The organism is Methanobrevibacter sp. (genome assembly GCF_017539065.1).
Lineage (GTDB): Archaea > Methanobacteriota > Methanobacteria > Methanobacteriales > Methanobacteriaceae > Methanocatella.
Window position 1 is genome coordinate 76,000 of record NZ_JAFYHP010000009.1, and the last position, 12,587, is coordinate 88,586.

At 35.2% G+C, this 12,587-nt stretch carries 11 protein-coding genes; 9 read left to right on the top strand and 2 right to left on the bottom strand.

All coding sequences use genetic code 11. From position 1 onward, the window contains the following. The first annotated feature begins 2 nt into the window (after positions 1-2). From IKS50_RS01620 to argH, 4 genes are all read left to right on the top strand, one after another. On the top strand, positions 3-512 hold the full coding sequence (locus tag IKS50_RS01620; RefSeq protein ID WP_292844451.1) for a GTP-dependent dephospho-CoA kinase family protein: 510 nt from the start codon (positions 3-5) through the stop codon (positions 510-512). Between the two features lie 13 nt (positions 513-525). Further along, on the top strand, positions 526-843 hold the full coding sequence (locus IKS50_RS01625; RefSeq protein WP_292844302.1) for a 30S ribosomal protein S24e: 318 nt from the start codon (positions 526-528) through the stop codon (positions 841-843). Between the two features lie 9 nt (positions 844-852). Continuing rightward, positions 853-1,005: a 30S ribosomal protein S27ae gene (locus IKS50_RS01630; RefSeq protein ID WP_067042875.1), complete on the top strand. Its 153-nt coding sequence runs from the start codon at positions 853-855 to the stop codon at positions 1,003-1,005. Between the two features lie 67 nt (positions 1,006-1,072). After that, positions 1,073-2,494: an argininosuccinate lyase gene (argH, locus tag IKS50_RS01635; RefSeq protein WP_292844305.1), complete on the top strand. Its 1,422-nt coding sequence runs from the start codon at positions 1,073-1,075 to the stop codon at positions 2,492-2,494. Between the two features lie 198 nt (positions 2,495-2,692). Here argH and IKS50_RS01640 read toward each other — a convergent pair whose 3' ends face one another. Then, on the bottom strand, positions 2,693-3,703 hold the full coding sequence (locus IKS50_RS01640; RefSeq protein WP_292844308.1) for an ATPase: 1,011 nt from the start codon (positions 3,701-3,703) through the stop codon (positions 2,693-2,695). Positions 3,704-3,780: 77 nt separating this feature from the next. Between IKS50_RS01640 and IKS50_RS01645 the strand changes: the two genes are divergently transcribed. The 3 genes from IKS50_RS01645 (at position 3,781) to IKS50_RS01655 (ending at position 9,782) form a co-directional block, all read left to right on the top strand. Then, positions 3,781-4,929 carry an aldo/keto reductase gene (locus tag IKS50_RS01645; RefSeq protein ID WP_292844311.1) on the top strand — a complete coding sequence of 383 codons (1,149 nt, stop codon included), beginning with the start codon at positions 3,781-3,783 and terminating at the stop codon, positions 4,927-4,929. A gap of 224 nt (positions 4,930-5,153) precedes the next feature. Then, a complete protein-coding gene (locus IKS50_RS01650; protein ID WP_292844313.1) occupies positions 5,154-7,406 on the top strand; it encodes a RyR domain-containing protein in 2,253 nt (750 codons plus the stop codon). Positions 7,407-7,418: 12 nt separating this feature from the next. Then, positions 7,419-9,782 (top strand): RyR domain-containing protein, encoded by a 2,364-nt coding sequence (locus IKS50_RS01655; RefSeq protein WP_292844316.1) that lies wholly within the window; start codon positions 7,419-7,421, stop codon positions 9,780-9,782. A gap of 203 nt (positions 9,783-9,985) precedes the next feature. On the opposite strand, the gene IKS50_RS01660 is transcribed toward IKS50_RS01655, so the two are convergent. Next, positions 9,986-10,849 (bottom strand): ARMT1-like domain-containing protein, encoded by an 864-nt coding sequence (locus IKS50_RS01660; protein WP_366664908.1) that lies wholly within the window; start codon positions 10,847-10,849, stop codon positions 9,986-9,988. A gap of 73 nt (positions 10,850-10,922) precedes the next feature. Here IKS50_RS01660 and IKS50_RS01665 point away from each other — a divergent pair, with 73 nt between their 5' ends. After that, the gene (locus IKS50_RS01665; protein ID WP_292844318.1) at positions 10,923-11,717 is read left to right on the top strand and encodes a tetratricopeptide repeat protein; all 795 of its coding nucleotides are present in this window, start codon (positions 10,923-10,925) and stop codon (positions 11,715-11,717) included. Positions 11,718-11,823: 106 nt separating this feature from the next. Then, positions 11,824-12,564: an SDR family NAD(P)-dependent oxidoreductase gene (locus IKS50_RS01670; RefSeq protein ID WP_292844322.1), complete on the top strand. Its 741-nt coding sequence runs from the start codon at positions 11,824-11,826 to the stop codon at positions 12,562-12,564. Positions 12,565-12,587: the final 23 nt, after the last annotated feature.

Consider the following 12,587-nt stretch of genomic DNA (forward strand, 5'->3'; position numbering starts at 1 on the left):
TTGTGTTACAATTAGATGCAGAAAACAAGGATTTAATTGCTGAGTTGAAAAAACCTTTTGGCAAGTTATATCCTAACTTTGAAGATGCAATTGATGTAATTAAATCTTCCGAGTTTCTAATTTCTGTTGGTGATGCAACTTTTGACAATCTTACAAAATATGAATTATATCCAAATATTGGTATAATTGATAATTTAATTCAAAGAAAAAATCATGCTCATGATGTTATACGAGCGAATCATATATTAAAAGCGAATAATCCTGCCGGATACATTACAGATGATCTATGGGAAACCATAGGCCAAGCTCTTGAATTATCTAACAATGGCGAATGTTATGTAATTGAAGTAGCAGGGGAAGAAGATCTTGCAGTTCTTCCTTGCATCTTAATGGCAAATCCAGAAACTACCATTTTATATGGTCAACCTAATGAAGGATTAGTAGTTTTGAAAGCTCGTGATTTAATAAATAAAGCTCAAAAGCTTATTGACGGATTTATTGAAATAAATTAAATGAGGTTTTATCATGGAAATCGAATTTATTGAAGAAAAAGAAAATAAATTATTTAATAGAAAAGAAATCAAATTTTATGTTGATTATGATGGAGAAGCAACTCCTAAAGTATTAGATATCAAATCTAAATTAGTTGCTTTGTTAAATACTAAAAAAGAATTACTTGTTGTTGACAATGTACAACCTCACTATGGTGAACCAAAAGCATTAGGTTATGCTAAAGTTTACGATACTGTAGATGATTTAGAATACATTGAAGCTAAACATGTAATTGCTAAAAATGAAGAACCTGCTGAAGAAGCAGAAGAAGATGCTGAAGCAGAAGAATAGGTGATTTGGATGGTTAGAAAATCTGATTTATATGAAGTAGATGGAGACAAAATTGTAAGAAAAAACCAAATTTGTCCTCGTTGCGGTGAAGGTGTATTCATGGCTGACCATGGTGACAGAGTTGCTTGTGGTAAATGCGGATACACTGAAATGAAAAAATAGATTTTTTTAAATCTTTATTTCTTTTTTTATTATTTTTATTTTAAATTAGTTTTTAGAAGGGATTCATTTGGATAATATTAGAAATGGTCGTTTTAAGACTGGAATGACAGATGAAGCTGCTATTTATACTTCATCACTAGAAGCGGATAAACTTCTTTTTGAAGCTGATATTAAAACTAATTTTGCACATACTTCAATGTTAAAACATGAAGGAATCATTGATGAAGAAATTGCTGATAAAATTTTATGCGCTCTTGATAATCTTAAAGAGGAAGGTTACGAAGCATTAGTATTTGATCCTTCTGTTGAAGATGTTCATATGGCTATTGAAAATTATGTTACTTCTAAAATTGGTCCTGAAGCGGGTTTTATGCACACTGCAAAATCACGTAATGACCAGGTAGCTTGCGATGTTAGATTAGTTTTAAGAGAGAAAATTACAGAAATTCAAATTGGAATCTTAGAGTTTATGGAAGGTTTAGTTGAAATGGCCGGAGAACATCTGGAAGATGTTTTCATTGGTTTTACACATTTACAACATGCTCAACCGATTACTATAGCTCATCACTTAATGGCCCATGTACAGGCTCTCAAAAGAGACTATGAACGTTTAGAAGACACCTATAAACGTGTTAACTTAAACCCGTTAGGCTCAGCAGCTATGGCCACTACAAGTTTTCCAATTAACAGGCAATTAACTACTGATTTGCTTGGTTTTGACGCATATCTTGAAAACTCTATGGATGGAGTTTCAGCAAGGGATTTCATTGCTGAAGCGGTTTTTGATTTAGTTTCACTCTGCACTACATTATCTAAAATCTGTGAAGAGCTGGTCTTATGGAGTACTTACGAGTTCGGTGTTATCGAAATGGCTGATGAATATTCATCAACCTCTTCTATCATGCCTCAAAAGAAAAATCCTGATGTTGCAGAACTTGCAAGAGGCAAATGCGCTATTGTCAATGGGGAACTGGTGACAATCTTAACAATCCTAAAAGCTATTGCCTATACATACAATAGGGATTTACAGGAAATCACTCCTCATTTATGGAATTCCATAAAGGTTACTCAGGATACATTGTCCATCGTAACTAAAATGCTGCTTTCCGTTGAATTTAAAGTGGACAGATGTGCAGAGCTTGCAGGCAAGAACTTTGCTACCGCAACAGATTTGGCGGACATAATGGTTCGCGAAAAACAAATTCCATTCAGAACCGCTCATAAAATCGTTGGAAGAATAGTCAATGAGGCCAGTGCAAAGGATATGGCTGAGGAAGACATCACTTCCAAATTCATTGATGACATTGCAGTTGAATTGGGCTTCGATGAGCTAAACTTAGCAGACGATTTAATCCAAAAGGCATTGAATCCTCGTGAAAATGTCAGAATCAGAGCTGTTCCGGGAGGTCCTGCTCCTGAAATGGTGGAAATTGCACGCGACAATATTAAAGATTTCTTGAATGAAGAGTTTGAGAAAAAAGGAATTTAATCATTCCTTATATTTTTTTAATTTTAAAATTATTTAGGTATACCTAAACTTTAAATACTTTAAAAAACAAAATATTATTGCGAATATAATCTTTGATTATAGAAGCAAGATTTTTAGGTGGTATTTATAGAAAAACCTATTTGATAGGTTTGCTCAGCTTCTATTAATATCACATAAAAAAATCTTCTTTTTTTAGAATTAGATTTTATAAAAACTCCATATTAGGTCAAGTGCTTCACCGGGTTCAAGTGCACTTGATCGGGTTTCCCTAAGTATCCTTTGTATTGAAAATTTCTTCATATGTGGGAATTTTTTATGCACTTCATAAAGAAGCGGACAGCCGAATCCTTTGAATGTCTTTAAATCATAGTTAACGATTAAGGATTTTATCTCTTGCTTGCCAACACTTAAACTTGCTGGGAGGTTCAAGCGATATAATGAATCATCCTGTAAATTTATGCATTGGCTACCAGTTGCAAGCATATCACCAAAGACAATTATCGGTATTTCGTTATCTTTTGCATATTGCTTTACCAAATCACCAGTGTTGCTGGAACATCTTCCGCATGGATGGAGCTTGCCTGTAAAGGATTCCTGAATGACATCAGTGTAGTCGGCTTCAATGTATTCATGGGAAACATCTAACGATTCGGTCAATGTCTCAATGTTCTGCTTGAATTGGTTGGGAAGGATTATGGTTCCTGGATCAACGGTTACCGCAACTGGATTGAATCCAAGCTTTTTAGCTAAAATAAGTGAAAAGCTACTGTCGACACCACCTGACAACGCAACGACAGCTTCAGTATTTTCAGATTCCTCAAATTCATTTTCATTAAAGTAATTTTCAAAATTAAAACTGTAAATGTTGTCTAATTTGTCGTCAATTGCTTTTTCCAGGTTTTTAATGCCGGTAAAATCCAATCCTAAGTTATGCACGGTTTTTTTAGATAATTTTAATTTGTACTCTTTGTTCAGAAAGTCCCCATAGGATTCCACATGTATGCTTTCAAGACCTAACTTCTCTCTGAGCTTGCCTACGACCCATCCTCCTTTTCCAATGATGGCTGACTTATCGGGACGGTCTTCAGTGATAATCCATAACTCATTGTTCTCAAAGTAAATCTCTTCAATGAAAATGTTTACTTTTTCATGACCGATTTCTTCTCGGATTGCATTGACTTCTTCTAAAATAAATTCCTTAGTGTACATTTCTACCTAATATTATCTTTTAACTTAGTAACTTTTAAAAATTTCTTAAATCATATAATAATTTAGAGGGAAATAAGATGGAATATAGGACGCTAGGAAACACCGGAATTGAAGTGTCTGAAATTGCTTTAGGTGCTCAATTTTTGGTTGAAAGACCTTATGAAGATGTAGAAGTTGTAATCAGGGCTTGTGAGGAAAATGGAATAAACTTCGTTGACTGTTGGATGAGCGAACCCAATGTTCGTTCCCATTTGGGAAAAGCCATCAAGCCCAATCGTGAAAAATGGGTTATTCAGGGACATATAGGTTCAACCTGGCAGAACAATCAATACGTCAGAACACGTGAAATGGATAAGGTGATTCCTGCATTCGAGGACTTCATGGAAAGGTTCCAAATTGATACCCTTGATTTTGGGATGATTCATTATGTGGACCTGTTGGAGGATTATGAAGAGATAATGAACGGCCCTTTCATCGATTATATTCGAAAATTAAAGGATGATGGTACAATAGCACATATTGGACTCAGTACACATAATCCGGACATTGGAATGCTTGCAGCCCAAAATCCCGAAATCGAACTTTTGATGTTTTCAATCAACCCGGCATTCGACATGTTTGGGCCAATGTCTGATATTGAAGAGTATAGGAAGGAGGATGCATTTGACGGCGAGTTTTCCAGTTTGAATCCGCAAAGAGCAGAACTCTATGAATTATGCGAGAAAAACGGCACAGCACTGACGGTAATGAAAGGGTTTGCAGGAGGCAATCTGCTTTCTGATGAGACTTCACCCTTTGGCGTGGCACTGACTCCGGTTCAATGTATCCATTACGCATTGGAGCAAAAGGGTGTTTCAAGCATATTCGTTGGAGTGAAGACAGTTGATGAGCTCATGGAATCTTTAAAGTATTGCGGGGCAACTGATGCTGAAAAGGATTATGCGAAAGTTTTAAAGGATGCTCCAAAACATTCGTTTGAAGGGCAATGCGTCTATTGTGGGCATTGTGCACCGTGTTCTTCCGGAATTGACATAGCTATGGTAAACAAATTGTTTGATTTGGCCAAAAACCATGATGAGGTTCCGCCTAGTGTACAGGAACATTACAACAATTTAAAATTCAATGCAACTTCATGTATTGCATGTGGCGATTGTGAACCTAGATGTCCGTTCGATGTTCTTATTGTAGATGTGATGCTGGATGCACAGGATTTGTTCGGCTTTTGAATTGAATATAAGTTTCTCTATTTTTGATTAATCTGCAAAAATTTTATCTAAGTTCACTGTTCCTCTGTTTCACCTTGAAGATAGTGAGGGCATTTTCACTGATGTCGACAAGTGCTGGCTAAAATTTAATCATTTTATCTTTTTCTTTTTTGCAGTCCAATTTGCTTTAAATGTGATACTTTTTAATATCTTAATAAATTAAAATATATATAAAGGTGTTCCATATGAGTGATAATAATTTGGGAAAATACATCGATGAATTTTTCAATAATCTGGAGTTATATGATGATAAATATAATAATCATCATTATAAAGGGCTTTTAAAGGCAGGCATTGACGTATTTTTAGAAAATGAAAATGCATACAATGCATATGAGGTATATCAAACCTTTTTCATGATTTATCAAATCACATCTGAGAATAAATCTGAAAAGGTAACTGATACAAGCATCGTAAACGAACCTAACACTCTTCTTGATCTAGTCAAGATAATGAAAAAATATGAAGAAAATACCGGAGATTTGATTGAAAAGCAAAGGGACCACTTTATCCACTCAGTCAATGTATTCCTGTTAGGTTTAGCAATATATTCCCAAAACAAGAATTATCGTGATGCATTTGAAGCTTATGTAATTCATAGTCCCTATGAAAAGTTTTATAGGATTGATGGAAAACTGTCCGATGAAGAGTTCCTATATCGATGGGGAGTGGCGGCACTGTTCCATGATGTAGGTTATCCCGTTGAAATCATCGGAAAGCAATTGAACAAATTCATGAACGACGGAGTGAAATCCATTTCAAGTTCTTATGCAGCAGATACAGCAATCGACTTTAAGGATTTCAACGAATTTAACACCATTATAAAGATGGATCCTAACTTCGCCGATGAATTCACTAAAAACTATCCCAAAGCAAAATTCCTGAACCTGTTCAAGCCGACAGATATTATGGCCCAAAAAATTGCTACGGATTTTCCTAATGTTGATGTCAACAAGGTGGCAAAACACTTGGATGGTTTTGTGAATATAATGGGCGATAATGGCTTCATTGACCATGGATTTTTTTCATCAATTCTGGTTTTGAATTCATATGGATACTTGATACAAAAATATGCAAAAAACCATGATTTCTTCTTTTATCCAATAGTGGATAGTGCCACTGCAATCCTGCTTCATAACTATTACAGAAATGTGCTGCAGAAGGAACCGTTTAAGTTATCCGGATTAAATCCAAAAGACAGTCCGCTGGCATATCTATTGATTTTATGTGATGAACTTCAGGAATGGAACAGGCAGCCATTCGGTATTATGGATAAAAAGAGAAGTCATGTCAACGATTTGAATTTGATAATTGATGATACCCGACTGGAAGTTGATTATATTGTAAAAAGCGGTTCAATGGGCCTTGGCTTTTCAGAAGATAAGGAGGAATTGCTTAAAAATGTCTTATCTATTCCAAGCATATTCAAAAGGGGTTTGATGGTTTTCACTGATGTTCAACAGGACAATAACATTATGAGAGAAATTGTAAGGTCAGAGATTCAGGCTCCAAGTACTTTGCTTAGAAACGTTGAGAAACTGGCAATCCAAATCAATCAGCAATATATGGAAACTACAAAAGCCCAGTATGAGGATAAAAAGGCTAAAGGCGAGCTTGACGAAGACCTTAAGGAAAAATATGAAAACCTGAAGGAATTTGATGAGCTGTCCGCACAACTTAAAATCGCCAATATCAGGCAGGCAAGGTCAATTCCAAGGAAATTGAATGTAATCGGCTGTGAACTTGCCAATCTGTCTGACAAGCGTGAGGCCATTACTGAGTTTTCCGATGAAGAAATCCTTGATTTGGCCATTCTGGAACATGATGAATGGTGTGATGAAAAGATTGGTACAGGATGGACTTATGGCGAAGTTAGGGATGATTCTAAATTGATACATAACTATCTTGTCCCATGGGATGAGCTGACCCCTGAAATTCAGCAATATGACATCGATCCGGTTAAGAACATACCTTCCCTTGTAGAATCAATTGGCTTGAAAATCGTTAAGACCAAGGTCAGAATGCTGACTATTGAAATGCATAAGTTCTATCAGTCAAACGAGGAAGGAACACAGGACTTTGAAGATTTGCCGGATTACATCAAATATTCCAATTACAAACAGGCTGATTTCCTAGTTAAAATATTGAATGAACTCGGATATGATGTGGTGGACAGTGAGAGTCCCGGCGAAGCTGTTGATTCATTTGACAATGATTCACTTGAATATTTAGCCAAACGGGAACATAATGCCTGGTATAAGCTTAAAGTTAACGTAGGTTGGAGATATGGTCCTGCTCGTGATGATGAGCAAAAACTCAATCCTAATCTAGTGGACTGGGACCATTTAGACATTTCAAAGAAAGACTCAAATATGAGAACATTTAGGAACCTTCCGCAATTGTGTAAGAATGTCGATTTAAAAATTGTTAAAAACTGATATGGTGAAAAAATGACAGAAGAAACTATCAATCCGAATATAAGTCCTGAAAAATCAAATTTGCATAAATATATTGATAAGTTTTTTGATATGCTTACAATGTATGACGATTCCAAATCATTAAGTTCCGGAATTAATCATAACTATAAAGGCCTATTGAAAGCTACAATCGATGTTTTTCTAGAATATGAATCTCCATATACTGCTTATGAGGTTTATGAGAACTTCTTAATGATTTATCAAATTACTCCCGAAGACAAAAGCGAAGTCGATGAAAATAGCCCAAACAGCATCATAAGCGAACCGAACACCCTTCTTGATTTGGTTAAAATAATGCAGAAATATGAAGAAAATACTGGAGATTTAATCAACAGGCAAAGGGATCATTTCATACACTCAGTCAATGTGTTCATATTAGGTTTGGCAATTTATACTCAAAATGTAAATTATAGGGAGATATTTAGGGATTATATTCTGGACAATTCTTATTATAAGAAATATTATAAAACTCCCGATGGAGAATTTTCTCATGAGGAATTTTTATACCGTTGGGGTGTTGCAGCACTTTTCCACGATATCGGTTATCCATTTGAAATAATCGGAAAGCAGATTGATAAGGTTATTGAAGATGGAGTTAAGTCTATTTCTGTCAATTACGATGTCGGTGCTAACTTAGATTTCAGAGACTTCAATGAATTCAACGCTATTGTAAAGATAGCTCCTTATGACTATGCAGATAAGTTTAGGGAAAGGTATTATTCAACAAAAGTTCTGGATTTATTCAAACCTACTGACATCATGGCCCATAAAATTGCCATGGATTTTGATTTTGATGATGCCCAATTTAAAGAGTTGATAAGACATTTAAGTGGTTTTGTCAAGTATATGAACAAGAAAGGCTTTATAGACCATGGATACTTCTCAGCAATTCTTGTCTTGAACTCATATGGTAAGCTGATTCAGAAGTATGTCGAAAAGGACAAGGATTTCTTCTTTTATCCGATTGTAGATAGTGCAACAGCAATTCTATTGCACAATTATTATAATAAGACATTGCAGAGCGAGCTGTTCGGTCTTGGAAAATTGGATCCGAGTGATTCCCCTATTTCATATTTGCTGATTTTCTGTGATGAACTTCAGGAGTGGAATAGGCGCCCTTATGGTGTTTTGGATAAGCAGAAAAATCATGTTAATGACTTTGATGTTGAAATAGATGAGGAAAAAATCATTGTAAGGTACATTCTGAAGAATGGGTCCATGGGTCTTGGCTTTGAAGAGATGAAAGACGAATTCATCAACAAAGTTCTTGACGTTAGAAAAATATTCCCTGCTAAATTATCCATTTTGCCTAAGGTCGAATTGGATAATGTCCAAAGGGATATTTTAATGTCAGATATTCAAACTCCAGATGTTCTTATGAGAAATATCGAGAAATTGGCCCGCGAGATTCATGAGCAGTACAGGCGAACTTCCGATGAGGAAGTGGTGGAATTTGATGACTTGAGTTCAGATTTGAAGATGTCCAATGTTCGCCAAGCGAAATCCATTCCTAAAAAACTGGCGATGATAGGATGTGAAATTGCCCATAAGACCGAAGAGGAAATGGCTGATCCAACTGATTTTGACACTAAACTCAATCAAATCATCAATGAGAATTATGGCGGCGATAAAGACGTCACTGAAGAGATTGTTGAAGAGTCAGGCAAGCTTATCAGGATTCTCAAATTCAATGAAAAGGATGTTGAAGACTTATCAATCTTTGAACATGACGAATGGTGTACTGAAAGATTTGGTAAAGGTTGGATTTGCGGTAAAAAAACAAACCGTGAAATGAAAATCAGTGAAGATTTGGTTGAATGGGAAAAGCTTTCTCCACAAACACGCAAGTATGATGAAGATGCCATCAAGAATATTCCTAAGCTTTTGGACAATATTGGTTTGAAAATCATCAGAAGCAGGCTCAGGGCACTTACCTATAAAATGAACCAGTTCTATGAATACGGTAAGCTTGACAGCAATTCCAGTGGTGAAAAGGAATTCAGGGCATTGAATACTCATATTCAGTTCTGTAATTTAAGACAGGCTACCCATTTGGTTAAGCTATTGAAGGAAAAGGGTTATGAGTTTGTTCCGATTGATGATATTGGAGAACCTGTTGAAAGTTTTGATTATGATGAAATTGAATACTTTGCTAAAAGGGTGCATGAAGGATGGTATAAGCTTAAGCTCAACCTGAATGAGATTTCCAGCAGGAATTTTGTAGAATGGGATAACCTTAACAGAAAAGTTAAGCAGAAAAACAGGGAAACCATCAGAAATCTTCCCGACATGTGCAAAGATGAATATGTATCCTTGAAAATCGTCAGAAGCGATTAGATTTTAATTTCTCTGGCTTTAAAGTCGGAGAATTTTTACAATTTTTTGATGTGAATTCAGCAGATGACAATATCGGTTCTATAACGGGAAATCAGAGAAATGGCTATTAACTTTTTTTGCAGTGTTTTTGAATAACATTTTGGAAAATATTCGGTCTCATTTCCATTTGGATTTTCGGCATGAAATTCAAAAAAGAGCTTGAGTTATAATTTCTTAAGCACTAACGATGTGATATCAACACCTAAATTTTTAGAGATGGGGTTGCATTTGCTGCAAAGCAGCGCAAAAACGTCTTTGTTACCTAGATTCATTTCTGTGAGGCCTTCATAGTTTGCCATTCCCTTCGAAACTATCAATTTGCTTTCATCAAATAGTTTTCTGAAGTCATCCGAAAACATCTCTTGAACAATTCCTCCCGAATCGCATCCGAGAGTTGTAATTTCGGCAAATTCATCCAATCCAGCATCAATAGCTTCCTTTTCACATGCATCATTTACAATTGGGCTGCTTTTAACGGCAACGACTACATCGACATCATATTCTTTTATCTTTTCAATTAATAATCTGTCAAATACGATTTCACCGGAATTGTCAACCAGATATAGGACTTCGCTATGATGTTTCAATGCCTTTTTGAATTCTTCAATGTCATTAATGCTCAAATTTTTATTCAGATTTTTGCAAATCAACCCTTCAAAATCAGTGGTGATGTCATAGGCTCCAAAGTCAAGGATATTTCCGACAATTGCCAGCTTGACGTATGTTTCCAGGCTGTTGTTTGTCTTTAGAATCTCATGGACATTTGGTATTAGGGATAATGCAATTTCATTGCTGATTTCCTTTTGTTTAAAATAGGCATCCCTACATCCAGTTTCTTGTTTGATGTATTGATTGACTTCTGTTGCCAATTTATTCGGTTGTGAATCTTTGTTGAAGTTATCTGCCATATGCATCATGCAGTCCTGCATCAATTCAAACTTTAAATCTTCATTTGAGCAGGATAAATCAATGACTTCTTTCACTTGTCTTAATATGCAGGCTCCACATTCGTAATATGACTTGATAATACCACAACCTTTTTAAGGAATCAAGTATATTTTTAATATTATACTTTTAATAGTTTATCATTAGGTGATTGAAATGACTGATGATTGGGATGACATTAAAGTAAATAGAAGAAAAGGAGATAAAGTACATTTCGAATCTACTTTGCTCCAACAAATATCCGACGGAATAGATTTTATCCGTAGCGAAAGTAAAGAAATTTTAGAAGAATTAGATATTCAAGGAATTGATGAAAAGATTCTTGAAGAATTTGGTGAAAATGCTTTAGATCAAATTTCAGATATTTCAGACGGTTTATCTGGCATTAAATCTGATTTAATCGATGCAGATGATATCCCTGAGTTTTTAAAAGAATATTCAATCAATGCTAAAAAAGCATTAAACAGAGATCTTGATTATGTTAGGAGAGCAAGAAGAAGACTGGATCGAATGGATTCCAATGAATTAGTTGACATATATAAGACAAATGCTAGTGTTATAACCCTTTGTGACAAGGCAATTGAAGTTAATCCTTCCAATTATGAAGCTTATTATCTAAAAGGCCTCGCTTTGGTTAATTTAGAAGAGTATTGTGAAGCAATTGAAGAGTTCATTAGCTGTTTAGCATTGAATGAAGATTATGTTGATGCAAAATTGGCAATCGCTAATGTTAATCGATTAAATAAGGATTATGATGATGCAATTAATGTCTATGATTCTATTTTAAAAGATGATGAAAATTCATTTGAAGCGATTAAAGGGAAAGCATATACTTATTTTGATTTTGACGATTTCCAAAAGGCCGCTGATGAATTTAAAAAAGCAGATTCAATTCACTCTTTAGATGATGAATCTAAAAGGCTTTGGGATGAATGCATTAACAAAAAGTGAATATAATTCACTTTCTTTTTTTCTTTTTTTTCATTGATAAGAAAAGATTTATCAACGTTTTTTTGTAGATATAGTACTATCTAAAAAATATTTTAGAGGTGAAAAAATGGCAAAAAATGCAATAATTACTGGAGGATCCAGAGGAATTGGAAAAGCAATGGCTTTAAAATTAGGTGAACTTGGTTACAATGTAGCTATCAACTACAGAAGTGACTCGTCCAAACAATTAACCGAAGATTTAGTTGAAGAACTTAAATCAGAATATGGTGTTGAAGCTATTGCAGTTCAAGCAGATGTAAGTAAGTTTGAAGATTGTAAAAAATTAGTTGAAGCAGCTGTTGAAGAATTCGGTGAGGAAATCGATGCTTTAGTAAACAACGCTGGAATCACAAACAATTCCAACTTCATTGACTTACAACCGGAACAATATGAAGCCGTTATTAACACAAACCTCGTAAGTATGATGCACATGTGTCACTTGGCTTTACCTTACATGGTAGACCGTGATACTGCAATCGTATGTACCGCATCAGTAGGAGGTCTTACAGGTGTAATCAACCAGGCTGATTACTGTGCTGCTAAAACTGGTGTAATCGGATTGTGCCGTGCATTAGCTTTAGAATTTGCACCAAGAAAAGTAAGAGTAAACTCAATTGCACCGGGTATGATTATGACTGACATGTTACGTGGTGTAAACCAAGATGAATTGAATGCACTTGCAGCAACAATTCCATTAGGACACATTGGGGAAGTTGAAGAAATCGCTGGTGCTTTAGAATACATCTTAACAGCAGATTATTTAACCGGTCAAGTTATTTCACCTAACGGCGGATTTGTATTACAATAAGGTTATTTTAACCTTATTTTTTT

What these genes read in the sequence shown, in the direction of transcription:
- IKS50_RS01625 (WP_292844302.1), top strand. Translation starts at nt 526, where the DNA reads ATGGAAATCGAATTTATTGAAGAAAAAGAAAATAAATTATTTAATAGA.
- IKS50_RS01630 (WP_067042875.1), top strand. Translation starts at nt 853, where the DNA reads ATGGTTAGAAAATCTGATTTATATGAAGTAGATGGAGACAAAATTGTA.
- IKS50_RS01640 (WP_292844308.1), bottom strand. Translation starts at nt 3,703, where the DNA reads ATGTACACTAAGGAATTTATTTTAGAAGAAGTCAATGCAATCCGAGAA.
- IKS50_RS01645 (WP_292844311.1), top strand. Translation starts at nt 3,781, where the DNA reads ATGGAATATAGGACGCTAGGAAACACCGGAATTGAAGTGTCTGAAATT.
- IKS50_RS01650 (WP_292844313.1), top strand. Translation starts at nt 5,154, where the DNA reads ATGAGTGATAATAATTTGGGAAAATACATCGATGAATTTTTCAATAAT.
- IKS50_RS01655 (WP_292844316.1), top strand. Translation starts at nt 7,419, where the DNA reads ATGACAGAAGAAACTATCAATCCGAATATAAGTCCTGAAAAATCAAAT.
- IKS50_RS01665 (WP_292844318.1), top strand. Translation starts at nt 10,923, where the DNA reads ATGACTGATGATTGGGATGACATTAAAGTAAATAGAAGAAAAGGAGAT.
- IKS50_RS01670 (WP_292844322.1), top strand. Translation starts at nt 11,824, where the DNA reads ATGGCAAAAAATGCAATAATTACTGGAGGATCCAGAGGAATTGGAAAA.